General features: G+C 69.6%; 17 protein-coding genes and 1 pseudogene. 5 read left to right on the forward strand and 13 right to left on the reverse strand.

The window, feature by feature from the left end; translation table 11 throughout:
• Positions 1-5: 5 nt before the first annotated feature.
• The gene (clpS, locus tag BLP83_RS04435; RefSeq protein ID WP_091239270.1) at positions 6-338 is read right to left on the reverse strand and encodes an ATP-dependent Clp protease adapter ClpS; all 333 of its coding nucleotides are present in this window, start codon (positions 336-338) and stop codon (positions 6-8) included.
• Between the two features lie 212 nt (positions 339-550).
• On the opposite strand from clpS, the gene BLP83_RS04440 reads away from it, so the two are divergent.
• The 3 genes from BLP83_RS04440 to hflD are packed head-to-tail and all read left to right on the forward strand — an operon-like array spanning position 551 to position 2,748.
• Entirely contained in the window at positions 551-1,012 is a 462-nt protein-coding gene (locus tag BLP83_RS04440; RefSeq protein WP_176763997.1) for an NUDIX domain-containing protein, read from the forward strand.
• Positions 1,013-1,018: 6 nt separating this feature from the next.
• A complete protein-coding gene (mnmA, locus tag BLP83_RS04445; RefSeq protein WP_091239273.1) occupies positions 1,019-2,137 on the forward strand; it encodes a tRNA 2-thiouridine(34) synthase MnmA in 1,119 nt (372 codons plus the stop codon).
• Positions 2,134-2,748, forward strand: a complete 615-nt coding sequence (hflD, locus tag BLP83_RS04450; protein WP_091239275.1) for a high frequency lysogenization protein HflD — start codon at positions 2,134-2,136, stop codon at positions 2,746-2,748. The genes mnmA and hflD overlap by 4 nt, the downstream gene beginning before the upstream one ends.
• Positions 2,749-2,802: 54 nt before the next feature.
• Here hflD and BLP83_RS04455 read toward each other — a convergent pair whose 3' ends face one another.
• The 5 genes from BLP83_RS04455 to mrcB form a co-directional block, all read right to left on the reverse strand.
• Entirely contained in the window at positions 2,803-3,507 is a 705-nt protein-coding gene (locus tag BLP83_RS04455; RefSeq protein ID WP_091239277.1) for a DUF1003 domain-containing protein, read from the reverse strand.
• Positions 3,508-3,577: 70 nt separating this feature from the next.
• Positions 3,578-4,276, reverse strand: a complete 699-nt coding sequence (gene tsaB / locus BLP83_RS04460; protein WP_091239278.1) for a tRNA (adenosine(37)-N6)-threonylcarbamoyltransferase complex dimerization subunit type 1 TsaB — start codon at positions 4,274-4,276, stop codon at positions 3,578-3,580.
• A 99-nt stretch (positions 4,277-4,375) separates the two neighbouring features.
• Positions 4,376-6,385 (reverse strand): DNA repair helicase YoaA, encoded by a 2,010-nt coding sequence (gene yoaA, locus BLP83_RS04465; RefSeq protein WP_091239280.1) that lies wholly within the window; start codon positions 6,383-6,385, stop codon positions 4,376-4,378.
• Between the two features lie 82 nt (positions 6,386-6,467).
• The gene (locus tag BLP83_RS04470) at positions 6,468-6,983 is read right to left on the reverse strand and encodes a hypothetical protein (RefSeq protein WP_091239281.1); all 516 of its coding nucleotides are present in this window, start codon (positions 6,981-6,983) and stop codon (positions 6,468-6,470) included.
• Positions 6,980-9,307, reverse strand: a complete 2,328-nt coding sequence (mrcB, locus tag BLP83_RS04475) for a penicillin-binding protein 1B (RefSeq protein ID WP_176763998.1) — start codon at positions 9,305-9,307, stop codon at positions 6,980-6,982. Before mrcB ends, BLP83_RS04470 begins: the two co-directional genes overlap by 4 nt.
• Positions 9,308-10,910: 1,603 nt before the next feature.
• Here mrcB and BLP83_RS18950 point away from each other — a divergent pair.
• Both BLP83_RS18950 and BLP83_RS18955 read left to right on the forward strand, forming a co-directional pair.
• Positions 10,911-11,297 (forward strand): annotated as a pseudogene (locus BLP83_RS18950) (glycosyltransferase); the annotation flags it as partial.
• A gap of 630 nt (positions 11,298-11,927) precedes the next feature.
• Positions 11,928-14,018, forward strand: coding sequence for a glycosyltransferase (locus BLP83_RS18955; protein WP_245679962.1), 2,091 nt, complete (start codon positions 11,928-11,930; stop codon positions 14,016-14,018).
• 115 nt (positions 14,019-14,133) lie between these two features.
• Here the strand turns inward: BLP83_RS18955 and BLP83_RS04485 are convergent, their stop codons facing one another.
• The 7 genes from BLP83_RS04485 to ssb form a co-directional block, all read right to left on the reverse strand.
• The gene (locus BLP83_RS04485) at positions 14,134-17,994 is read right to left on the reverse strand and encodes a YhdP family protein (RefSeq protein ID WP_091239287.1); all 3,861 of its coding nucleotides are present in this window, start codon (positions 17,992-17,994) and stop codon (positions 14,134-14,136) included.
• Positions 17,991-19,478 (reverse strand): ribonuclease G, encoded by a 1,488-nt coding sequence (gene rng, locus BLP83_RS04490; RefSeq protein WP_091239288.1) that lies wholly within the window; start codon positions 19,476-19,478, stop codon positions 17,991-17,993. The genes BLP83_RS04485 and rng overlap by 4 nt, the downstream gene beginning before the upstream one ends.
• Positions 19,479-19,662: 184 nt before the next feature.
• Positions 19,663-20,838 (reverse strand): response regulator, encoded by a 1,176-nt coding sequence (locus BLP83_RS04495; protein ID WP_091239290.1) that lies wholly within the window; start codon positions 20,836-20,838, stop codon positions 19,663-19,665.
• Positions 20,839-20,846: 8 nt separating this feature from the next.
• A complete protein-coding gene (locus BLP83_RS04500) occupies positions 20,847-21,980 on the reverse strand; it encodes an HDOD domain-containing protein (protein ID WP_091239292.1) in 1,134 nt (377 codons plus the stop codon).
• On the reverse strand, positions 21,980-23,245 hold the full coding sequence (locus BLP83_RS04505; protein ID WP_091239294.1) for a two-component system sensor histidine kinase NtrB: 1,266 nt from the start codon (positions 23,243-23,245) through the stop codon (positions 21,980-21,982). The genes BLP83_RS04500 and BLP83_RS04505 overlap by 1 nt, the downstream gene beginning before the upstream one ends.
• Positions 23,246-23,493: 248 nt before the next feature.
• Positions 23,494-24,525 (reverse strand): DUF475 domain-containing protein, encoded by a 1,032-nt coding sequence (locus BLP83_RS04510; protein ID WP_091239296.1) that lies wholly within the window; start codon positions 24,523-24,525, stop codon positions 23,494-23,496.
• Between the two features lie 218 nt (positions 24,526-24,743).
• A complete protein-coding gene (gene ssb / locus BLP83_RS04515) occupies positions 24,744-25,250 on the reverse strand; it encodes a single-stranded DNA-binding protein (RefSeq protein ID WP_091239297.1) in 507 nt (168 codons plus the stop codon).
• Positions 25,251-25,341: the final 91 nt, after the last annotated feature.

A 25,341-nucleotide genomic window follows, 5' to 3' on the forward strand; every position in this document is an offset into this window, starting at 1 on the left:
CACTCTTACGCTTTTTCCATGCTGCACAGCAGCGGGTGCTGGTGCGCGCGCGAGAATTCATTGACCTGCTGGACCTTGGTTTCTGCCACTTCACGTGTATACACCCCGCAGACGCCCTTGCCGCGGGTGTGTACATGCAGCATCACCTGGGTGGCGCGCTCCGAGTTCATGCCGAAGAAGACTTGCAAGACCTCGACCACAAAATCCATTGGCGTGTAGTCGTCGTTCAGCAGGACCACTTGGTAGAGCGGCGGACGAGTGACCTCCGGTCGTGCTTCCTCCACCGCCAGACCGCGCTGCTGGGCTTCATCCGGAGCGCCGTCGGGGTCGCCGGCCATACGTGGAGACTGCGCCTGCGATGGCATCGGGAAACTGTGTAGGAAGTCAGGCAGTACGGTCATGGTGTGCTATGTGGTTGCGTTGCGGCCGGATGCAAGAGCCTGCTTCAGCTGCAGTCTGGCCCGCATCCCGTCGACCCGGCTTGAACCTGTGCAGGGAACGCGCTGCGGCCTGTTGTAAAGTTCCGCCTCTTTGCCAGCCGGCGTGTCTCGTGCCCAAGAGCGACATCCAGTTCAACCCGGACATCACCGTGGCCTGCGTCATCGTACGCGAGGGGCGCTTCCTGCTGGTGGAGGAGGAGGTTCGCGGTCGTCTGGTGCTGAACCAGCCGGCCGGCCACCTGGAACCCGGCGAGGGCCTGGTCGAGGCCGCCGCTCGCGAGGCGCTGGAGGAAACCGGCTGGCAGGTGCGCCCGCAGTGCTTCGTCGGCAGCTATCTGTGGCGGGCCGAGACTGGCAAGACCTACATCCGCTTCGCCTTCGGCGCCGAGGCCGTGCGCCATGATCCAGCGCGGCCGCTCGATGCGGGCATCACCCGCTGCCTGTGGCTGGCGCCCGCCGAAATCGACGCCGAAGCCGACCGCCTGCGCAGCCCGCTGGTGCAGGCGGTGGTGCGCGATTTCCTGGCCGGCCAGCGCGCGCCGCTCCAGCACGTGCGCCACGTGCTGGGCTGAGCCTGCATGCAGCCGGGAACCGTCATCGTCGGCATGTCCGGGGGCGTGGACTCCTCGGTCGCCGCGCTGCTGCTGCAGCGCGCGGGCACGCCGATCGAAGGCCTGTTCATGCAGAACTGGGAAGAAGATTCGCGCGAGGGCGGCTGTCGCGCCGAGGAGGACCGCAAGGACGCGATCGCGGTCTGCGGGCGCCTGGGCATCCGCTGCCACACCCGCAACTTCGCCGCCGAGTACTGGGACGGCGTGTTCGCGCACTTCGTCGCTGAATACCGCGCCGGCCGCACGCCCAACCCGGACATCCTCTGCAATCGCGAGATCAAGTTCCGCACCTTCCTCGATCACGCCCGCGCGCTCGGCGCCGAGCGCATCGCCACCGGTCACTACGCGCGCGTGCGCTGCGAGAACGGCCGCTGGCAGCTGCTGCGCGGCCTCGATGCGGCCAAGGACCAGAGCTATTTCCTCTACACCCTGGGTCAGGAGGCGCTCTCCGCCACCCTGTTTCCGGTCGGTGAGCTACCGAAGTCGGAAGTGCGCCGCCTCGCCGCCGAGGCCGCCCTACCCACCCATGCCAAGAAGGACTCGACCGGCATCTGCTTCATCGGCGAGCGCGATTTTCGCGAGTTCCTCGGCCGCTACCTGCCCGCCCGGGAAGGCGAGATCGTCGATCCGGAGGGCGTGGTGCTTGGCCGCCACGGCGGGGCCTTCTTCTACACTCTCGGCCAGCGTGAGGGCCTCAACCTGGGCGGCGTGCGTGGCCGGCCGCAGGCACCCTGGTTCGTGGTCGGCAAGGACATCGCCCGCAACCGCCTGGTCGTCGATCAGGGCCACGACAGCCCCTACCTGATGAGCCGGCGCCTGCGCACCGCCCGCCCCGACTTCGCCGACGGCGCACCGCCCGCCACCCGTTTTGAATGCACGGCCAAGACTCGCTATCGCCAGGCCGACGAATCCTGCAGCGTCGAAGTGCGCGAGGACGGTAGCCTGCGCGTCGAGTTCGCTCGCCCGCAGCGCGCCGTCACTCCTGGCCAATCCATCGTTTTCTATGCTGGCGAGGTCTGCCTGGGCGGGGCGGTCATCGAAGCCACCGATGCCCCGCTCGAGATCCATGCCATGGAGGTTGAATGAAAGACCGCGTGCTCGCGCTCGCCGGCCTGCTGCAGGCACTGACAGCCGTGCGCCAGATCGCCCACGAAGGCCGCGCCGACGCCGATCTGGTGCAGCCCTGCCTCGACAGCGTTTTCCGCCTCGATGCGGAAAGTGTCGAAGCGGTCTACGGCGGCGCCCCGCGCCTGCAGCCGGGGTTGATCTGTCTGCTGCGCCAGATCAGCGGCCAGGGTCGCGACGTTGCCCTATCGCGGATGGCCGTCACCGTCCTGCAGTTGGAGCGTCAGCTGGTCAAACAGCCGAAGATGCTGGACGCCCTGCGCCAGGGCATCGAGTCGATCGAGCGCCAGCGCGAGCACTTTGGCAGCGAGCACGGCAGCGTCAGCCAGCGCCTTGCCGACCTCTACGCCGATACGCTCAGCCAGCTCAAGCCGCGCGTGATGGTTCAGGGTAACCCGCTGCAGCTCGCTCAGTCGGCCGTGGTGGCGCAAATACGCGCCGCCCTTCTGGCCGCTGTGCGTTCGGCGGTGCTGTGGCGCCAGCTCGGCGGCAGCTACTGGGATTTCGCCCTGCGCCGCGGCGCGATGACGCGGGTCGCGAAAGGCCTGCTCGACGACTTTCCGAGGAGCTGACCACCGCTGGGGTGATGGACCCGCGCCTTGGCGCCTGCTCGGCACGGTGCGCCTTCAGCGCTTTCGCTCAAGCTCCGCGAGCAGGTCGAGCTGGATCTCCTGGATCTGCGCGAGGCGCTCCCACTGGTGGGAGAGCAGGTGGTCCATTTTCTCGTGCAAATGGCGAATCTCGAGCTCGGCCTTCATGTTGATCTGGTAGTCGTGCTGCGCCCTGGCACGGTCCTTCGCCTCCTGTCGGTTCTGGCTCATCATGATGATCGGAGCCTGGATCGCGGCGAGACAGGAGAGCAGAAGGTTCAACAGGATGAAGGGATACGGATCCGGCGGGCGCGCCACCAAGACGAACGTGTTGAGCGCGATCCAGGCCGCGAGGAACAGGCCGAAGCAGATCAGGAAGGCCCAGCTTCCACCGAAGGTCGCGATCCGATCCGCCAGGCGCTCGCCGAGCGTCCACTGCTGCTGCACGTCGAGGTCGACGTTGCGACTCAACAGATCATGGTCGCGCAGGCTGAGCAGCACTTCCTGTTCCAGCTGGGTCAGCTCGCCCCGCTCGGCCTGGAGCAGTGAGCGGACGTAGCGGGTCCGATAGGCCTGCAGATCCGGGGAACAGATCAGCGAGTCCTCGTTCCAATCCGGGTGGCTCTCGCGGATCAGCTCGGCGATGCCGTCACGCACCGCCAGTGCATGTGTGAGCTGGCGGCGCGCGAACCTGCGTCCACAGACTGCGCAGAAAGCGCTCGTGTCCTTGCCGGTCCCCATGCGCGCTCCAGAAACGAACCAAGCCCCAAGTGTGCATGAGGCGGGAGCCACGTGGGCGCAGCTGCCTCGCTCAGCGTCCCTCTCGCTCGGCGATGGTCTGCGCCACCTTGTCGCGGAGGTACAGAGGCTGGACGTCTTCCGGGTGCTCGGAATAGGCGCCGAGGTCGTATGCGCGCAGCGCCAGACGGGCCAGATCGGTGGCAGCTGGCAGGGCACCCGGCTCCAACCGCCAGCCCTGGGCCTGCAGACGCTGGCCGACTTCGCCCTGGCCTGCGGCGAGCCCGGTGCCGCGGGCCCAGCCATAGCTGTCCTCGGGCAGGCGCACCTCGTCGGGCCGCGCCAGCTGCGGCGCGTCGACGGGTTCGGGCAGGCCATCACGATGGATACGGAAGGCCGCGGCGTAGACCTCGCCCATGCGCGCATCGATGCTGGCGAACACGCCGTCACCCGGCTGCGCGCCGCGTGCGCCGGCCGCGAGGATCTGCAGGCTGCTGATGCCGATCAGCGGGCGCCCCAGCGTAAGCGCCAGGCCCTGCCCCAACGCCACCGCCAGACGCACGCCAGTGAACGCGCCGGGGCCGATGCCGACGGCGATCGCATCCAGTTGATTGCGGGCGATTCCGGCTTCCGACAGCAGCGCATCCGCCCACGGCAAGACCAGCTCGGCATGGCGGCGCGGCGCGATCTCGAAGCGCTCCAGCACGGCGTCGCCGCAGCGCAGGGCGACGCTGCAGGCTTCGGTGGTGGTGTCGATGGCGAGCAGGTTCATCGCGGGGCCGGACAACGGGAAACCGCCGAGTGTACGTGCAGGGGCCGGTCTGTCCAGCCGCGGGCCGCGCGAGATGCGGATTCGCGACCCTGCCCGCACTCAGACTGGATCGGGCTCGTCGATGTCGAAGCTGCGGATCAGGCTGGCGCTCGCCGCTGAACAGACGCCTTCGATGGGGAGGGGCGAAGCCGCGAAGAACGCGCGCACATCCTCGATGCGCTCGGTGCGCGGCAGCGGCGGCAGGCTGCTGAGGAAGCTGCGCCCATAGCCCTTGCGGTTCAGTCGCGGGTCGCCGAGCACCAGCACGCCGCGGTCGCTCTCGCTGCGGATGAGCCGCCCCACCCCCTGCTTGAAGGCGATCACCGCGGTCGGCAGCTGCCAGTCGCGGAAGGGGTTGCCGCCGTTGCGGCGGATGTGGTCCAGCCGCGCTTCGAGCACCGGGTCATCGGGCGCCGCAAACGGCAGCTTGTCGATCAGCACCAGCGACAGCGCCTCGCCGGCCACGTCGACACCCTCCCAGAAGCTGGCCGCCCCCAGCAGCAGGCCATTGCCCGACTCGCGAAAGGCCTGCAGCAGGCGATGTCGGGGCTGGCTCCCCTGCACGAACAGCGGAAAGCCGGGTGCGTTCGCTGCGAGCCACTCGGCGGCCTCGCGCAGGGCACGATGGCTGGTGAACAGCAGGAAGGCGCGCCCCTGCGAGGCCTCCAGCGCCGGCAGGCTGGCGCGCAGCAGGGCCGCGGTGTAACCGCGCTCGATCGGATCCGGCAGCGCCGGCGGCAGCCAGGCCAGCGACTGCTGTCCGTAGTCGAAGGGGCTGGGCTCCAGCAGGGTGCGTGGCTCGATCAGGCCCAGCTGATCGGCGAAGTGGCTGAAGCTGCCGCTGACCGCCAGCGTGGCCGAGGTGAAGATCCAGGCCGCATGCGCCTTCGCGCGGAACTCGGTGAGCGGCCCGGCGATATCCAGTGGAGTCACATGCAGGCTGAAGCCGCGCGACGCCAACTCGTACCAGCGCACCTGCGGCACGCTGTCGTCGCCCCGCGGATGCAGGGCCTGCATCCGCTGCTGCAGCGACTGCGCACGTACCAGGCAGGCTTCGAGGCCTGGGCTGCGTTCGGCCTGGCCTTCGATCGCGTGCAGCAGGTCGTCGAGCGCATGCTCCAGCACCTCCAGGCTGTCGGCACAGGGATCGTGGCGCAGGGCCTGTTCGATCGGACCGCGCGCGGGCAGCGGGTCCCAGGCCAGGCGGAACTCACGCAGGGCCTTGTCCATCGCCTCCACCGCCGGCTGCAGCGCGCCGGTGGCGCCGGAGGCCTGCTGCGCTTCGGCGAGCGCATCGCGGCCCAGCTCCTGCAGCTGGCGCGCGGAAAGGCTGCTGCCGAAGAAGCGCGTGGCGAGCTCGGGCAGCTGGTGCGCCTCGTCGATCACGAAGGCATGTGCGCCGGGCAGGATCTCGCCGAAGCCCTCCCGCTTCAGGGCCAAATCGGCGAACAGCAGATGGTGATTGACCACCACCAGATCGGCCGCCTGCGCGCGGGCCCGGGCCTTGGCGACGAAGCACTCGCCGTAGAAGGGACACTCGCTGCCGAGGCAGTTGTCCGGCGTCGAGGTGATCTGCGGCCACAGGGCCGAGTCCTCGGTGACGAAGTCGATGCCGGCGATGTCGCCGTCCTCGCTGGCACCGGCGAAGCTCCAGACCCGCGCAAGCTGGGCGGCCTGCTCACGCGAGCCGAACAGGCGATCGCTGCGCGCGCGGTCCATGCGGTACCAGCACAGGTAGTTGCTGCGGCCTTTCAGCAGGGCGGTCTTGAGGCCGACGCCCAGAGCCTCGCGCAGTCGCGGCAGGTCGCGGTGATAGAGCTGGTCCTGCAGGGCGCGGGTGCCGGTGGAGACGATCACCCGCAGGCCGGACAGAAGCGCTGGCACCAGGTAGGCGTAGGTCTTGCCGGTGCCGGTGCCGGCTTCGGCGATGAGTTCGCCGCGCTCCAGCATGGCGGTGGAGACGGCTTCAGCGAGCCGCTGCTGCGCCTCGCGCGCACGGAATTCCGGCCAGGCCCGCGCCAGCGGGCCCTGCGCGGACAGTGCCGCGGCCGTGGCGTCGAGCAGTTCCATGGGCCCGCATCTTAGCGGCTGCGCGTGAGGCTGCAGCCTTGGAGGACATCGAAGCGGTCAGGCGCGAGGAGAGCGCCGGACCTCACATGCGAATGACGGGCTCCGCCGTGCAGCGCTGCGACTGCGCGCGCGCGGTCTCGGCTTCAGCAGCGTTGCCACGCACTTCGCGGGCCAGTTGGATCGCGGCCCAGTTGCGGCGGCACAGTGGTCCCAGTCGTGGACCGTTCTCGAACGAGGCGATGGCGTACTGCTCGGCCTCGTCCAGCAGCTGCTGACCCAGGGCGACTTCGGCACGCAGCTGCAGCAGGTCCGGGCGGCCTGGGCGGATCTCCAGCGCCTGCGCGAGGTTGCGGGCGGCGAGCTCCAGGTCACGCAGGGCCAGTGCCTCATGCGCGGCGGCCCGCAGATCCTCGATTTCCGGGTCGGGCAGCGGCTCGACCACGATCGCGTCTTCAGCCTCGACCATCGCATAGAGCTCAGCGATCAGGTCGCGGGCCGGCGGTTCGGGCTCGGGCGCCTGCACGGTTTGCACCGGCTGGAACGTTGCGCAGCCGGAGAGCAGCAGGCCGGTGCACACAAGCAGGGTCAGACGCTTCACTGTTCGGGATCTCCGCCGCCGAACCATTCGCGCACGCGCGCCATCGGGCAGCCGTCATAGGTTTCTGGGGTATAGCCGCGGATGAAGGCGAAGCGGCGTGCGCCGGGACAGCCTTCATCGGTGAGCGCGAAATTGTCGGCGGCGAGCCAGGCGAACTCCAGCCCGTCCTCGCCGACGTTCAGCGGGGAGCTGGGTAGACGCTTGAACAGGTCGGTCCAGACCCGCATTGCACCGGAAGCGCCGTACAGCCCGGTCGGTGCATTGCCGTCGTTGCCCACCCACACCACAGCGAGATGGGACCCTGTGTAGCCGGCGAACCAGCTGTCCCGGCTGTCATTGCTGGTGCCGGTCTTGCCTGCCGGCTGCAGATGCCCCAAGCCTTCGGCGTACAGGCGCCGGCCGGTGCCGCTGCGCGCGGCTTCCTGCAGGGCCATGCCGATCAGGCGGGCGGCCAGCGCATCGCCCGGCTGCGCCGGATCGGACGCCTTCTCGTAGCGGGTCAGCGTCGAACCCTGTGCGTCCAGCACGCCGCGGACCGCGCGCAGCGGCTGCAAACGTCCACCGGAAGCGAGGAACTGGTAGAGCTGGGCCATCTGATAAGGGCTCATGTCGACCGCGCCGAGCAGCAGCGAAGGGTGCGCCGGCGGGCGGGTTCCGGACAGCGCTTCGATCAGCCGACTGGCGCGGTCCACCCCGAGCTCCATGCCCAACCGCACCGTCGCCTGGTTGTAGGACTGCGCCAGCGCCTGCAGCAGGGTCACCGTGCCGTGGCTGACGTCATCCGCGTTGGTGGGGGCCCAGGTCTGGCCATTCGGCAGGCGCAGCTCGATCGGCGCGTCCTCGAGTGGTGTGGCCAGGGCGAAGCGCCCCGGTTGGGCCAGCGCCAGCAGATAGACGAAGGGTTTGATCAGCGAGCCGACGGGGCGCTGCGCATCAAGCGCGCGGTTGAAGCCACTGCCCTCGCCTTCGCGGTCGCCGACCAGGGCGAGCACTTCGCCGCGCTCGCTGTCGGTGAGCACCACCGCGGTTTGCAGCTCGGGGCGCCCCTGCGTCTGCAGCTCGGCGAGCTGCTCGCGCGCGGCGCGCTCGGCCAGCGACTGCGCCAGCGGCGACAGCGTGGTGTGGATGGTGAGCCCTGCGCCGCGCAGGTCCTCGGCCTTGTAGTCCCGCTCCAGCTGGGTGCGCACCAAGGCCAGAAAGGACGGCGCACGGTTGCCGGCCAGCCCGACCTGGCGCTTGATGCCGAGTGGCAAGGCAGCCTCACGTTCGGCGGTCGCGGCATCGATCAGGCCGGTCTCGGCCATCTGGTTCAGCACGCGATTGCGTCGAGTCAGGGCACGTTCGGGGTGGCGGCGCGGGTCGTAGTAGGACGGCCCGCGGATCATGCCGATGATCAGGGCGATCTCATGCGGCTTGAGCTGGCCCAGCTCGCGACCGAACCAGAAATCCGCGGCTGCGGCCACGCCGTGGATGGCCTGGTTGCCCTGCTGGCCGAGGAAGATCTCGTTGAGGTAGGCCTCCAGGATCTGCGCCTTGGAGAAGCGGCGCTCCATCGCCAGCGCGTGCAGGGCTTCCTTGACCTTGCGCCACAGCGCCTGCTCGCGGCTCAGGTAGAGGTTGCGGGCGAGCTGCTGGGTGAGCGTGCTGGCGCCCTGCCGCACCTCACCCTCGCGCAGGTTGATCCAGGCGGCGCGCACGATGCCGCTGAAGTCGACGCCGATGTGATGCTTGAAGTCGCGGTCCTCGACCGCCTGCAGGCTCATCACGAACAGCGGCGGCACATCCTCCAGCCGAACCAGCCGGCGCTCCTCGCGCTTTTCGCCGTACAGGGTCGCGATGCGGGCGGGGTCGACTCGGAGTTCCCGCACCGCAGTGCCCGAGAGATTGGTGAGCGAGCGCACCTTCCCTTGCGCCAGCTGGACGCGCACGCTGCGTGACGATTGCGGGCCATCGACGTCGATGAAGGCGCGCGTGGTCAGCTGCACCGAACCGCCGTCCACGCCGTAGCTGCCGGCCTCGCGGCCCTGCCCGTCCTCGCGGTAGCCGGCCGCGTCCAGCTCGGCGCGCAGTCCGGCCAGATCCATCGGGACACCCACGTCAAGCCGCAGCGGCCGGGCCATGACCCGCGTCGGCACCTGCCAGGTCAGCGCCGCGAAGTCGGCGGCGACGCGCTGGTCGATCACGTAGAAGTAGGGCGCGAGGAAGCCCGCGCCGAAACCTAGACCGAGCAGCAGCACGGGCGCCAACAGTCGCCACAGAAGGCCTGGCCAGCGTCGTTGCTCGGCAGGGACGGGCGCCCTGCGGGTGGTGTTCTGTCGACTCAAGGGAGGGGTCCGATGCGGCTGCAGCCACTTGTCCAGCGCCGCAGTGTAGCGACCCAAGGGGGCCGGGCTGGCGTCCTGGCCGAGACCGGTTCTGGCAGGCGTCGGGCAGCGTCGCCTGCCTGCCGCTGGATCGTCCGCGCTGGCCTCGCCTGCACGCGGTTGCGATAATCCGCGCCGTCAATGCGCCCCACGCGCAGGAATCGCGCCCGCGGCCGCCTCACCGCCGCATCCAGCCATCGGAATTTCCTTGAACTCCAGTCTCCCCTCGGACGGCACCCACCCCGCCCTGCTCTGCGTTTACGCCAAGCATCTCGCGCCCGGCCAGACCCGTCTCGAGGCCCTGCCCCCGCTGCCCTGCCTCGCGGGTTTGCCCGCTGATCTGCAGGTGCTGCAGGCCAGCGACGCGGCCTCCGCGCTGCAGGCTGCGCTGCTGGCGCAGCCGGGCTGTCCAGTGCTGCTGCTGGACCTTGATGCGGAACTGCCGCCCTACACGGCGCTGCGCCTGCTGCGGCTGCCGCGGAGCGAGCGTGTGCTGAGCGTGCTGGATGCTGGTGCGCTCGCGCTCCAAGCCGGCGCTAGCGGCGTGGTCGATGCGGATAGCCTCGACCGGCTGTGCTGGCTGGCTGCGCCTGCCGAGCCCCTGCCCGACACCGGCTTCGATCCGCGCTGCTGCCGCCTGCCGGCGGCGCGCGTCGGCCAGTTTGCGGCACTGCTGGCCGCCGAGCCGTGGCCAGCCCTTCCTGCTGACTGCGAGGCCGAGCTCTATGCCCGTGTCTGCCTGCCGGCTGCGGACCAGGGCGCCCACCCCACCCGGTTTGATCCGCCAGTGCTGGCGGGGCTGCGTGCGCGGCTGCAGCCGCTGACCTCGGAATCCTTGCCCAAGGGCTATCCGGGACTCGACGGCAGGCCCGTCCTGCTGCATGCCCTGCACGGCTGGGGCGGCGGCAGCGAGCGTTTCGTCGGCGATTTGATTGAGTCCGACCTGCATGCGCATCACCTGCTGCTGCAAGCGGTGAGCGCACCGGACAGCAGGTTGACCGGAGTCGCCCTGGCGCTGCGACTGCGTCCCGGGGGCAGCGCCCTGCGCGAGCAGCCGCTGGCCGCGCCGATCGCAGCGACGGCGCTGCATTCGCGCGAGTGCGTCGACTTCCTCTCCGCAGTCTGCGTGGACTATGGCGTGGGGGGCGTGCTGGTGTCCTCGCTGATCGGGCTCAGCCTCGATCTGCTGCGCAGCGGACTGCCGACCGCGGTCGTCTGCCACGACTATCACCCCTTGTGGCCCAGCCTGCACGCTGACTTTGGCGCCGCCGACTTCGATGGCTCGGAGCCTGCGCTACGCGCCTGCGTCGCCGCGCAGGGCGCGGATTACCCCTTCGGCGAACGCCGGGCCGAGGCCTGGCTGGCGCTGCGCGCCGCCTACATCGAAGCGCTGCTGAAGGCCCGGGCGCGCCTGATCGCCCCCACCCGCGCCGTGCTCGGCAACTACCTGCGGCTGGCGCCGGCGCTTTCGGAACTGCCGCAGCAGTGCATTCCCCACGGCATCGCGCCCTTCGCTGCGCCGCTGCCGCCGCCGGCCAGCCGCGCCGGGCGTGCGCGCCTGCGGGTGCTGGTTCCGGGCCGGATCAACGGGGGCAAGGGTGAGCATCTGCTGGCGGAGCTGATTCCGCGCCTGCCCGAGCAGGTCGAACTGGTCCTGCTCGGTTGCGGCGCGGCGGGCATGCGCTTCTTCGGCGCCGATCGCGTGCATCTGCTGATGGACTACCAGCGCGAGGATCTGCCGCGCCTCGTCGCCGAGCTGAATCCCGACATCGCCCTGCTGCCGGCCAGCGTGGCCGAAACCTTCAGCTACACCTTGAGCGAGCTGCGCCTGCTGGGCCTGCCGGTGTTGGCGACCCGTCTTGGCAGTTACCTCGAACGCATCCAGCACGGCCGCGACGGACTGCTGGTCGAGCCCGATGCCGGCGCCATCGCGCGCGCCCTCGAGTTCATCGCCCGTAGCCCCGCCGCGCTGGCCAGCCTGCGTGCGCGGCCAGTAGCCGTGCAGAGCCTCGCCGACATGGCGGCTGCCTATGCCGAGGCCCTGAACATTCAGATCCGCTCGGCGCTGGCCGCTGCGAATGGCGTGCGCCCGCTGGTCGAGATCTCTGCGCTGGGCTTGGCCGCACGGCTCGCGGAGGCCAAGGCGCACATCGATGCCTTGAGCGCGCGCAGCCTCCATTGGGAAGCGCAGGCCGCCGAGCGGGCCCGCTGGGCACGCGACCAGGAAAAGCTCGCGCAGGAGCGCACCGCCTGGGCCGAGAACCAGGGGCTACGCATCACGGCGCTGGAGCGGGAGCTCGAAAGCGCTGGCGAATCGGTCGAGGCCTCGCGCCTGCGGCTGCTGCAGGTGCTACGTGCCGCCGGCGAATCCTCGGAACAGCTCGGCGACCGCACCAGCCTGAGCGAAGCCGCCGAGGTCGCCGCCGGTCGACTCGACGCGCTCGACCATGAAGTGCGCCGGCTCGGCGAGTGGGTGCAGTCGCTGGAGCGCCAGCGCGACGAGTTCGAGGCAGAGCGCAATCGCATCCTGCAGAGCAGCTCGTGGAAGCTGACCCGGCCGCTGCGCGGCGCCCGCAAGCTGATCGAGCGTGGCCTGGCCAGCTTGGGCTTCCGCCGCCAGCGCGCGGGCTCACTGGTGAGCCGCGGTCTGCGCAGCCTGCGCACGCGCGGGGTCAGCGGCACCCTGCAGCGCATCCGCGCCGAAGTGCGCCCCGAACTGCCGCCGACCGTGCTCGACATTCCAACGAGCCTGCCCTTCGCGCCCTTCGCCCTGCCCTGCCCCGAGACGCCGCGCGTCAGCGTGGTGATTCCGGTCTACAACCACCTCGATCACAGCCTGACCTGCCTGCGCTCGATCGCAGCGCACCCCTCGCTGATCGCCGCCGAGATCATCGTCGTCGACGACTGCTCCGCGGATGACACCGAAGCGACCCTGCCGCAGATCGAGGGCCTGCGCTACCAGCGCAATCCGCAGAACCTCGGCTTCATCGGCGCCTGCAATGCCGGCGCCGAGGCTGCGCGCGGCGAGTACCTGGTCTTCCTCAACAACGACACGGCGGTGCAGCCGGGCTGGCTGGACGCGCTGATCGAGACCTTCGAGACGGAAGCGCGCGTCGGCCTGGTCGGCGCCAAGCTCATCTACCCCGACGGCCGCCTGCAGGAAGCCGGAGGCATCGTCTTCAACGATGCTTCGGGATGGAACTACGGCCGCTTCGGCGACCCCGGCGCGCCGGAATACAACTATCTGCGCGAGGTCGACTACTGCTCGGGCGCGGCGATCGCCATCCGCGCCGAGCTGTTCGCCGAGTTCGGCGGCTTCGACCGCCACTACGCACCGGCCTACTACGAAGACACCGACCTCGCCATGAAGGTCTGGGCCCACGGCCTGCGCGTGCTCTACCAGCCGAAGTCGGCGGTGGTGCATTTCGAGGGCGTGAGCTCGGGCACCGACACCTCGACCGGGGTCAAGGCCTACCAGGTCGTCAACCAACAGAAATTCCTCGAACGCTGGGCCGAGCGGCTCAAAGCCCATCCGGCGCCGGGCACGCCGATCGAGTTGGCGCGTCAGCACCGCGACAGCCGCCGCGTGCTGATCATCGATGCCACCACGCCGACGCCCGACCAGGATTCCGGCTCGCTGCGCATGGTCAACCTGATGCGCGTGCTGCGCGCCGAGGGCGTGGCGGTGAGCTTCTTCGCCGACAACCGCGCCTTCGTCGAGCGCTACACCACCGATCTGCAGCAGCTTGGCGTCGAGGTGCTGTGGCACCCCTTCCTGGCCGACGTGCCGGGCTGGTTCGCCGAGCACGGGCGGCACTTCGACTTGATCGTGCTGAGCCGGCACTACATCGCCATCCAGTACGTCGACCTGGTGCGCCTGCACGCGCCACAGGCGCGGCTGGTGTTCGATACCGTCGACCTGCACTACCTGCGCGAGCAGCGCGAGGCCGAGCTGTCGGGGCGCGATGACCTGCGCCGCCAGGCCGCGCAGACCCGCGATAAAGAGCTGGATCTCATCCGGCGCAGCGACATCACGCTCGTGGTCAGCCCGGTCGAGCAGGCCCTGCTGGCCACGGAAGCCCCCGGCGCGCGCGTCGACATCCTCTCGAACGTCCACGAGGTGTTTGGCTGTCGCAAGCCCTTCGAGCAGCGCCACGACCTCGTGTTCATGGGCGGCTACCAGCACACCCCGAACGTCGATGCGGTGCTGTGGTTCGCCGATGAAGTGCTGCCGCTGATCCGCGCCGAGGCGCCGGAGATCACCTTCCATATCGTCGGCAGCAAGGCCCCCGAGTCCGTACGCGCGCTCGGCGAGCGCCCCGGCATCGTGTTCCAGGGCTTCGTCCCGGACGTCGCGCCCTTCATGGACGACTGCCGGCTGGCGGTGGCGCCCCTGCGCTACGGCGCCGGCGTCAAGGGCAAGGTCAACATGAGCATGAGCTATGGCCAGCCGGTGGTGGCCACCCCGATTGCGATCGAGGGCATGCACGCCGAGCCCGGGGTGGATGTGCTGGTCGCCGAGAGCGCAGAAGACTTCGCCAGGCAGGTTCTACGCGCTTATCGCGATCGCGAGCTCTGGCACACGCTGTCGGCGGGTGGCCTCGCCAATGTCGAGCGTCATTTCGGCTTCGAGAGCGCTCGCCGGGCCGTGCGCGGGCTGTTCGCAGGCTGAGCGCCCAGAGCCAACACCGCCGGATCTCCCCGCACCAGTGAAGCTCGCGGCGAGAGTCGAGCGACCCATGCCCCCGCTCCGGCGGCTGAAATCGAGAAGCGGCGCGCGTCGTGAGTCAGCGCTCGACCGGGGAGTCGCGCTCGGCAGCCGTGGCCTGCGGGCGCTCGGGGCCGCGATCGATCACCTCGATCTTGGGCGCATCCCAGCTGCCTTCGACGCTGTAGAGCGTGCGGTTCATCTGCTTCATCGGCGCTTGCAGAACGGCCTGCGCGACGGCGCCCACCGCCGCGCCGGCCGGCCCCGCGGTGATGGCCCCCAACGCCGGCAACACACTGCCGGTGCGCGGCAGAACTTCCACCTGCAGGGCGTAGTCGCGGGTGGCGAGGCCGGTGCGCCCGCGCAGCTTGATCTCGGCGGCCGGACCGTCTATCCGCAGGTCGTCGGTCACGGCATTACCGCCGAGCAGCTGGAAGCTGCCCTCGATGCTGTTGAAGGCCAGCCCGGAGCGGAAGAAGTCACTGAAATCCAGGGCCAGACGACGCGGGATCTCGGCGAGGCTGAGCAGGCCGATGAAGCGCCCGGCCCCCGGCTCCAGTTCGGGCACGCGGCCCTTGCCCACGGTCAGGCGCAGCTGGCCATCAGCCACCGAGAAGGCGAAGTTGGCCGGGCCGCCCTGCCAGCGCAGGTCCATGTCGGCGCGGGTCTTCCCGCCCTGCACCAGCGGCGTGATGCCCAGCGCGGCCAGCATGCGGCCGAGGTCATCGCCGCTGAAGCCGAGGGTGAAGCGGCTTTCGCTGCCCTGCAGGGTCCGGCTCCAGTCGCCGCGGATGTCGATGGCCAGATCGGGCGAGCGCGTCTGCAGGCGCTCGACCAGCTGGCCGTCCGGGCCACGGCGAGTCAGCAGCTCCAGTCGGCCCAGCTTCATCTTGCCGAAGCTGGCATCCTCGACCAGCAGGTCAAGGGGCGGCAGCGCGGTGGGATCGGGCTCCTGCACCTGCCGCGGCGGTGCGTTCGGATCCTCGTCCGGGCCCGGCGGCCAGGACAGGCGCTCGAAACGCCCCAGCACCGGCAGCGTCGCGTCCACGGGCCATTCGATGCGTCCCTGCGCGGACGCACCATCGAGCAGGATCTCGCGGACGCCATCCTCGCGCAGGCGGTAGCGCAGGCGCTGGTCGACCAAGCTCCGCTCGCCCACGCGCAGCTGTCCGGCGACGAGATCGATGCTGTCGAGCGCGACGCCCTGTCCACCGCCGGCACCGGCGACGGCGATCCAGGCCGGCGCATCCAGCACCGAGGCGCTGCCGCGCACGGCCAGCCCGTGCTCCGGCAGGTCGAACGGCGGCTCGCCGCCAAATGCGGCAAGGCCGCGGAACTCGGCAGCGCTGGCGCCCGGTCGGCCCAGCAGCCGCAACAGCTGGCCCAAGCGCAGATCGATTGAACCGCCTGCCAGCGGCATGTCGATGCGCAGGTCCAGCGGCAGGGCGTCATTGGCGGTCTTGCGCAGCGGCGCTGGCAGGCGCAGTTCCGTGCCGGCGAGGTCGGAGCGCACGCGCAGCTGCGGGCCGGGAGCGTCAGTGCGGGGGGCGGCGGCAACGGCATCTGCAGCGGTGGACTCGGTCACGCCCGGCGACGGCACGTGGAAATCGAGCGACCAGGTCGAGAGCCCGGCGAGATAGGGTTCGAGCCAGTGCAGCTCCGGGCGCAGCGCCAGCAGCGAGTCCGGGCTGAAGCTGCCGCTCAGGCTGGCCTCGAACACGTGGGCAGGTTCAGCACAGAAGCGCCCGGCGGCCAGGCTCAGGCTGGCCGGCTGGCCGTCAAAGCGGACGCCGAGCGCATCCGCACTGAAGCCTTCGCGGGTGAAGCGAAGCCGTCCCGAGGCCTCGCCGAAGCGCAGGCCCCATTGGGTGTCGACCAGGTCGGCCTGGGCGAGGTCGACCTGGCCTTCCAGCGCCAGCTCTCCAAGCTCGCGGCGCAGCGGTGCCTCGATGCGCACCCGCGCCTCGCCGCGACCACCGACGCTCAAGCCGCGCATGTGCGGGCCGAAGCGCTGCCACAGGGGCGTTTCGCGCAGCAGGGCCAGCAGCCGTCCGCCTTCGGCGCCGCCCTCCAGATCGAGACGCAGCACGGGGGCGCCGAAGTCGGCGATGCCGCCAGCGGCGCGCCGCACCGGCACGCCCAGCACGCGCGCGGACACTTCACCGTCGAGGCTGGTGTTGAGGAAGCGCGCCCAGCCCTCCAGGCGGGTACCGATCGGCCAGTCGGGCAAATAGTCCATGACGACCTCGCGCACCTCAGCGCGGGCATCGAACACGCCCTCGAAATTGCGGAAGGGCCAGTCGTCGAGATCGCCGCGGATCAGGGCCACGCCGGACACCAGTTCGCCCTCGACCAGCGCCCGCTGCAGCCACTCGACGGTCTTTGGCGGCATCCGGTTGCGCACCCAGAAGCGGCGGGCCGCGCTGATCGGGCCGGGATCGACGACCGCGCGCAGGTCCAGGCTGGGCCTGCGGCCCGTGCCGTCCAGCCAGGCCATGCCCTCGATCGTGGCGCCGAAGTCGGGGCCGGTGATGCGCAGCGGACTGAGCTCGATGTAAGGCACCTCGTCCTCGCGCCAGACGCTGATCTGGCCCGACAGTGCGGCCGGCACCGGGCCGCGCAGGCTCTCCGGCGCATCGAGGATGAAGGCCGGCGCATCCAGCTCGACGGACAGCAGGCCGCCCTCGCCCTGCACCCGGCCGCTCAAGCCGGAAAAGCCCGGCCGCGCACCGACCGCCGACAGGCCCAGATCGGACAGCCGTGCCGACAGCGCGACCTGGCCGGCGCCGTCCACGCCCAGCTCCAGCGCCTCCAGCCGGCCGCGCGGATGTGCCGCATGCAGCCAGGCGAGCAGCTCGGGGTCGATCGGCATGAGCGCCGGCAGCAGTTCGGCGAATGCCGCGAACTCCAGCGCATCGAGGCGCAGGGCGAGGCGATCGTCCTGCCAGCGCAGGTCGAGCCCGCTCAGCGAGCGCGCGTCGTCCGAACTCAGCTCGAAGCGCGGCAGGCTGAGCCGCCAGCCCTCGCCCTCGCGTTTGAGCCACAGCTGCAGGGCGAGCGACTTTAGTTCGGCGGCGGGTGCCTCCGGGCCGGCCGAGGCCGCGCGCATCCGCAATTCGCTGAGCTGGGCGACGCTGTCGACCTCGACCAGCCGGCCCGCCTCGACGCGCAGCCAGAGATCGATGTCCGAGTGCCCGGATTCGAGTCCCAGGCCCGCGAGGCGGCTGCCCTGCAGCCACGCCGGCAGGTCGAGGCCACGAGCACCAAGGTGCAACTCTCCGTCCTGCAGCCGAGTGTCCAGCTGGCCGGTCAGGCGCAAGGGCGCGCTGTCCTCGGCGTGCACGCGCAGGGCGAAGCGAAAGCTGCCGCCCGCCGTTCGCAAGCGCGCGTCGATGCGGTCCAGCTCGACATCGAAGTCGGCGTAGCGGTCTTCGAGCACCAGCGCGCCATCGAAAAGTTCGATCTCGCCGACACGCTCCAGCTGGGCGAGGGCCTGCTCGATGTCGATACCGGCACCGCCCGCGAAACCGCGCGCCTGCCATTGCCCTTCCAGGGTGCGCGCCAGTTCGAGGCGCAGGCCTTCGACGCGGAGGCTCAGCAGAGGCAGGCCCGGCAGAATCCCGGTGTAGACATTGACCCGCACCCGCGCACTGCCGATGTCGAGCCCGGAGCCCGGGCTGCCGTCACCACCGATGCGCAGATCGCGCAGGTCCAGCAGCGGGCCGCGCCGGCTCCAGCGTGCGCTGACGCCGCTGATGCTCACCGGCTGACCGATGCGCGCCTCAAGCCATTGCGCGACCTCCGCCGGATGGCGCTCCAGCACGGGCAGCAGCTGATGCGCGAGCGCCACCAGCACCGCCATACAGATGAGCAGCAGGGCCGCCGACAGCCCCAGCCACCGACGCAATCGCCGCCCAAGGCGGCGCAGCGGCTGGGTCACAGCAGGACCACGTCGTACTGCTCCTGCGCGTAGTTCTCATCCGGCTGGAAGCGGATGGTCTTGCCGATGAACTCCTCGAGTTCGGCCACCGCGCTCGACTCCTCGTCGAGGATGCGCGCCACCACCTTGGGCGAGGCCAGCACCAGCAGCTTCTGCGCGTCGAACTGGCGCACCGCGCGGGTGATCTCGCGGAAGATCTCATAGGTGACCGTCTCGGCGGTCTTGACCGTGCCGCGCCCGCCGCAGGCATTGCAGGGCTCGCAGAGCTGTCGCTCCAGGCTGTCGATGGTGCGTTTGCGGGTCATCTCGACCAGGCCCAGCGGCGAGAACTCGTAGACCGTGGTCTTGGCGTGGTCGCGGGTCAGCGACTTCTCGAGCTGGCGCAGCACCTGACGGCGGTGCTCGGCGTCGGTCATGTCGATGAAATCGATGATGATGATGCCGCCGAGGTTGCGCAGGCGCAGCTGCCGCGCCACCGCCTGCGCCGCCTCGAGGTTGGTCCGGTAGACGGTCTCCTCAAGGTTGCGGCTGCCGAGGAAGGCGCCGGTGTTGACGTCGACCGTGGTCATCGCTTCGGTCTGGTCGATCACGAGATAGCCGCCGGACTTCAACGGCACCTCCTTCTGCATGGCGCGCTGGATCTCGTCCTCGACGCCATAGAGGTCGAAGATCGGCCGCTCGCCGGGGTAATGCTCGATGCGCGGCGCCAGCTCGGGCATGAACTGGCTGGCAAAGCGCAGGGTGCGCTCGAAGGTCTCTCGTGAATCGACACGCACCTTCTCGACCTCGTCGTGCAGCAGGTCACGCAGCGCGCGCAGCGGCAGGGAAAGGTCCTCGTAGATGCAGCTGCCGACCTTGCTCTGCTGCGAGCCCGCCTGGATCGCATCCCAGAGCTTGCCGAGATAGGCGAGGTCGTCGGCCAGGGCTTCGGCCGGCTGGCCATCGGCATTGGTGCGGACGATGTAGCCCAGGCTGGCCCCCTGCGAGAGCTCGGCGATCGCCGCCTTCAGCCGCGCCCGCTCGGTCTCGTCCTCGATGCGCGCCGATACGCCCAGAACACGGCTGTAGGGAAGCAGCACCAGATAGCGCGAGGGAATGCTGAGCTGGGTGGTCAGACGCGCGCCCTTGCTGCCGATAGGATCCTTCACCACCTGCACGACCACTTCTTGGCCTTCGCGCACAAGCTCCGAGATCGGCGGCGTGGGCGCCGGCGCCGGCGGCTCCTCGCCGTCGGGCGGCAGCGGCAGCGCCGTGGGCAGGCGCAGGATGTCCGAGGCGTGCAGGAAGGCTGCCCGCTGCAGGCCGATCTCGACGAAGGCGGCCTGCATGCCCGGCATCACCCGGATCACCTTGCCCTTGTAGATGTTGCCGACGTAGCCGCGGCGCGAGGCCCGCTCGATGTGGACCTCCTGCAGCATGCCGTTTTCCACAACCGCCACCCGCGTCTCGCGGGGGGTGACATTGATCAGGATCTCTTCGGACAAGGGAGGGCCGCGGACAGAAGTCGGAATCCCGGCACTTATAGCCGACGCGGACTGAACCGGCCAGAGCAGCCTGTGCACCGCATCGCGCTTTCAAACGCGGCGGCGAGATCTGCCCCCCCCGGCCGCCCGGGCGACGCACAGGTGCCAGTCCCGCCTGCCGTCGGCTCGGCCGGCGCAGCCGCGATCAAGCCTCCGGGACGGCCGCGCCGGCACTCTCCGCAGTCTCCCGCTTCGGAACGATCACCGCGAAGCGCGCGGTGCGCATTTCCGGCCGCAATTCCGCGAGCCTCCGCGCGAAACCCTGGCGTATCTCATAGCCGGCCGGCGCGAGCAGCTGGCCGCCCTCGGTGTACAGCGGCTTGGCCAGCACCATGCCGGCCTCCAGCGCCGCCAGTCCCACCTCGCGCAGCTCACCGCCCTGATCACCGCTGCCGACCAGGGCCGCCAGCGCTTCGGTGAGCGTCGGATCGAGGCTCGGTCGCAGCTTGGCCACCGCGGCATCCGCCGGGAAGCCGTTGGCCTCCAGCCGCACGAAGCTGCGCGCCGTGCGCAGGATGGCCGACCACTGCCGGATCGCCTCGCGCTGGTCCGGCTGCCATTCGAGGTTGCCGCCAGACAGCGGCTCGGCAAGACGGATCACGTCACGCACCGGGCCCAGCCTCGGGACCTGCTGCAGGCTCTCCAGGGCGTGGCTGAAGCCTTGCGCGACCAGCTGCCGCTGCCGTGGATCGGGGTCCTCGCCCTGCAGCAGGCGTTTCTGGATGTCTTCCGGCAGGCTGACCAGGCCGAGGTGCAGCAGCATGGCCGCGATCTCCAGCACCCAGTCGCTGCGCCCATTGAGCCGCACGGCGAGCGCGGCGCACAGGCTGCGCACGCGCTGGGCCTGCCCGAACACCGCCGGGCTCGCCATCGCCAGGGCATCGGTCATGGCGTCTATCGCCCCCTTCAGCGTGTGCTCCAGCAACTCGCGCTCGGCGCGGACCAGCTCGTGCTGGCGCAGCCCATCGCGCACCGAGGCGTGAAGCACCTCACGCTCGCAGGGTTTGGTAAGGAAGCGGAAGATGCGGCCGTGGTTCACGGCCGCGATCGCGTCGGAGATGTCGGTGTAGCCGGTCAGCAGAATGCGGGTGGCGTCCGGATGGGCCTGGTGGAAGTCCTGGAGGACCCGCGCGCCATCGCGCACCGGCATGCGCATGTCGCAGATCACAAGGGCGAGCCGTGGCAGGCGGGACGCGATATCGAGCGCCTCCGCTCCGGATTCGGCGGTATGCACTTCGCCCGCGCCATGCAGGCTGAGTTCCAGACCCTCGAGCACGGCGGGTTCGTCGTCGATGCAGAGAATCTGTGGTCTCAAAGCCATGACTCCCCTCAGGTCTGCCAGTCGGCAGCAGCGCGTTCAGCCGCATCCAATCGCGCCTCATCGATCCGCCCCGTGGCGAGCAGGTCGCCGTCGAACCCCGGTTGCCCGGACCATGCCACCCGCTCTGCCGTGGCCAGCCGGCGCGTGAGCACGAGCGCGAGGTGCAGGGTCACCGCCGGGTGGTCGCCGTCGCAGCCGAGCAGGGACGGCCGATCAGCAAAGGCCACCGTCTGCACGAGACCGAAGGGCAACCCCCAGAGCGACAGCAGGTAGCCCGCGAGTTCGCCATCGGCGACGTCGGCATGGCCCAGCTCGGGAAGGGAAAGCCGCTGCAGTCGTCCCACGCCGTAGAGGACGGCGGCGGTGAACAGCCGTCGCCGGTCCTGCGACGGCAGGGCGATGGCCGAGGCGATATAGGCGCAGCGCAGGGTTTCCCGCTGGCACTCGGCGACGCGGGCGTGCAGCGCGCTGCCGCGCTCGATGCGCGAGTACAGCTCCTCGCTCAGCACCAGTCCGCGGATCAGCTCGAAGCCGAGGCGGGTGATGGCGGTGCGCAGGTCGGTGACCTCGCCGGCGCCCCGGAAGAAGGGCGAGTTGGCCACATGCAGGATGCGCGACACGATGGCCGGGTCCTCTTCCAGGATGTCGGCCACGTCCTGCGCGAAGGTGCCTTCGTCCAACAGCGCGATTTCAAGCCGGGCGCTGATCTCAGGCAGGCTCGGCAGCACCATCAGGTCGTGCACGGCGCTGACCACTTCCTCGCTGTGCAGGCGCCCCTGCAGCTGCAGGGTTTCGACCATCAGGCGCTGCAGGGCAACGAGGTCGCAGGGTTTGGCCAGCACCTGGTGGGCGACCGCGGCGGCGCGCAGGAAGCCCCGCGCGCCTGTTTCGCCGGACAGGATGATGCGAACCGTGGTGGGAAAACGCAGCTTGACCACTTCCAGCAGTTCCGCGCCGTCCATTCCGGGCATGCGCATGTCGGACACCACCACGTCTGCGGGCTTCTGGTTCAGCAGTCTCAGGGCTTCGACGCCGGATTCGGCGAAACGGCAGCGCCAATCCGAGCGAATGGCATAGAGCCGGTTCTCGATGCCTTCCAGCACGTCCGGCTCGTCGTCGACGAACAGCACTTCGATGGCCATCAGGCGCCCTCCTTTGGCGGGCCTGCGATCGGCAGGCGGATCAGGAAGCGCGTGCCGTGCGGGACGACCCTCACGAAACCGAGTTCGCCACGCAGCTTGTCGACCACGATGGCGCGCGAGATCGAAAGGCCCTGCCCTGTCCCGGTGCCCACCGGCTTGGTGGTGAAGAACGGATCGAACACGCGATGCGCGATGGCCTCGGGGATACCGCAGCCGTTGTCTTCCACCGCGATCTCGACCTGCCCCTGGTCAGGCAGATGGCGCGTGCTGATGCGCAGCAGGCCGCGCTCGCCACGCTCGCCGAATTCAGTCTCCATGGCGTGCGCGGCATTGGTGATCAGGTTCAGCAGCACCTGGCCGAGGTCACCACGCACGGCGGGCACGGTGGGCACGTCGGACAACTGCAGGTCGAGATCCGCGATGTACTTGAACGCGTTGGCGGAGACGGTCACCGCGTTCTCGATCAGTGCGTTGACATCGACATGCTCCAGGGCCACGCCCGGATGCGCGAACAGGCGCATGGCGCCGACAATCCGGCTGACCCTCAGCACGCCGTCGTGGGCGCGTTCGATGGCGCGAGGCAGGCGCCGGCGCAGGAAATCGAGGTCGAGGTCCTCCCGCCGACGCTGGCCGTCAGCAAGGGCAAGCAGGTCGTTGGCGCACTGCTCGATGAAATGCAGGTTGTCGCTGATGAACTGCATGGGCGTGTTGATCTCATGCGCCACCCCCGCCGCCAACTGGCCGATCGACTCGAGCTTCTGCGCATGCCGCAGCTCCAGCTCCAGCCGCTTGCGCTCGCGCAGGTCGAGCCCGACCAGCAGCAGGCTCTGCAACTGCCCATCCTCGTCGTACTGGGCAGCGCTGCTGAGCAGCACGGGCAGATCGCTGCCATCCGCGCAGCGGAAGGCGAACTCGCCTCGACGGGAGGCGCGCTCGCAGCCGCTGAGGAAGGGCTGGGTGACTTCGGCGGCCGCGGGCAGCAGCCGGTCCAAGGGCCTGCCCTTGAGCGCGACTTCGGCGTAGCCCAGGAGCTTGCTTGCTTCGGTGTTCGCGCGCGTGACCCGCAGGCTTCCATCCAGCACCAGCAACAGGCCGGGAATCAGATCGTAGAGCCCCGCCAGGTAGGAGAACACCCGCGACATCTGGCTTTCGGTGACCTGCAACTCAAGCAGTTTCGCCTGCAGTTCACGGCGCAGAGAGGCGTTCTCGGCACGCAGCGACTCGGGGCTGGGCTGCGGCGTGTCGCTGTCTGGACTGGCGTTCATGACGGGCTTCTCGCGCGGGCGCTTTCCAGCGAGTGCAAGTCCCGTTCCGTGCTTTGAGGGATGGCGTTGCCGGATTTCGTGTCGGTGCCGCTCCTACCGCCGGCACTGCTGGCCGCTAGGCCCCACCGTGCGCGCCGCCGCGTGGCTGAGCCTCTCTGCGCCTTCGGGTCGAGGACAGATCCCCGCGCACTCAAGCGCCGCGAGCCCATGCACCGCGGCAAGTGGCATGACAGATCTCCGGCCCTGCTTCAGACTGAAGCGGCCTCGCGTCGGCGGTGCAGCACCGAGGACCAGATCGACAGCGCGATCAGCACCACGCCGGCCAGACCGGTGAACACCTCGGGGATGTGGTGGAAGGTGCTGACCAGCATCAGCACCGCGAGGATGCCGATCGCGTAGTGCGCGCCATGTTCGAGATAGATGAACTTGTCGAGCGTGCCGCGGTTGACCAGATGCACGGTCATCGAGCGCACGAACATGGCACCGATCGCGAGCCCCAGCATGATGATCACCACGTCCTGGGTGATCGCGAACGCGCCGATCACGCCGTCGAAGGAGAACGAGGCGTCCAGCACCTCCAAATAGATGAAGCCGGCAGCGCCGGAGCGGCGCACGGTCTGCACGGCGGCCGCGCCCTCCTCCGGGCTTTCGAAGAACACATCCAGGCTGCCCACGCCTACGTAGAGCAGGATGCCCCAGGCGCCGGCGATCAGCGCATCCATGCGCGACTCCGCCGGCAGGAAGCCCTGCAGCGTCAGCAGGGCCAGGATGGCGAGGCCGACATTGACCGAATCGGCGCGGCCCACCGCGGACAGTCGGCGCTCCAGTGGGCCGAACCAGTGGGTGTCCTTGTCGGCATCGATCAGAAAGTTCAGGAACACCAACAGGAGGAACATGCCGCCGAAGGCGGCGATCGGCACGTGGCTTTCCATCAGGTGCCGCGAGTACTCCGCGGGCGACTGCAGCGCCATGTCGATCACTTCGAGCGCGCCAAGCCCCGTGGCCACGGCGACGATCACGATCGGGAAAACAAGACGCATACCGAACACCGCGATCAGGATGCCGACGGTGAGGAACATCTGCCGCCACCATTCGTCCATGTCGCGCAGCACGCGCGCGTTCACCACCGCATTGTCGAAGGACAGGCTGACCTCGAGGACCCCGAGGATCACCGTGATCAGCAGCGCCGACCATAGGCCATCGGCGGTATGCGCGCCCCACCAGGCGGCCAGCACGAGACAGATCGCGGTGACGAGGAAGGAGTAGCGGAAATCTTTCACGCGTGCGGCCCGGGGCGGGAGGTAGCGGCGCGCAGTCTACGCCTCTGCCCGATGTGGACAGGCAGCAGGGCCACTCGGCCTGCTGCCTTCAGGGCTCGACAGCCGGGGGCACGACGGGCACAGGGGCCGCGACCGCCGTTGCCCGCCTGCTACAAACGCAAGGCCCCGCTGTGCGGGGCCTTGGCGAATGGGACGCTGCGCCCAGGAAGATGTGCGGCTCAGAACGGGATGTCGTCTTCTTCGAAGTTGTCCACCGGCGGCGCCTGGCGCGACGGTGCCGGGGCGCCGCCGCGCGGCGCCGAGGCGCGCTCGCCGCCGCGCGAATAGCCGCCACCCTGCTCACGCATGCCGCCGGAGTCACCGCTGCGCATGCCGCCGCCCTCACCCCCGGCACCGCCCAGCATCTGCATCTCGTTGGCGATGATGTCGGTGCTGTAGCGCTCGATGCCGTCCTTGTCCGTGTACTTGTCGGTGCGAAGACTGCCTTCGATATAGACCTGCTTGCCCTTCTTGAGGTACTCGGCAGCGATCTCGGCCAGTCGGCCGAACATCTTCACGCGGTGCCACTCGGTGCGCTCCTGCTTCTGGCCGGTCTGCTTGTCGGTCCAACTCTCGTTGGTGGCCAGCCGCATGCTGGTGATGGCCGAGCCGGAGGCGGTGTAGCGGGTTTCGGGATCGGCGCCGAGGGTGCCGACGATGATGACCTTATTGATGCCACGGGCCATGGGCGCTGTGTCCTTGTATCTTGCGGCCGCCGGCGCGGCCTGGTTGCGGAGAGCCCAAGCGGGCTCCAAGGTGGGGCGCAGTATACCGGGC

This window comes from Aquimonas voraii (assembly GCF_900101825.1).
Lineage (GTDB): Bacteria > Pseudomonadota > Gammaproteobacteria > Xanthomonadales > Xanthomonadaceae > Aquimonas > Aquimonas voraii.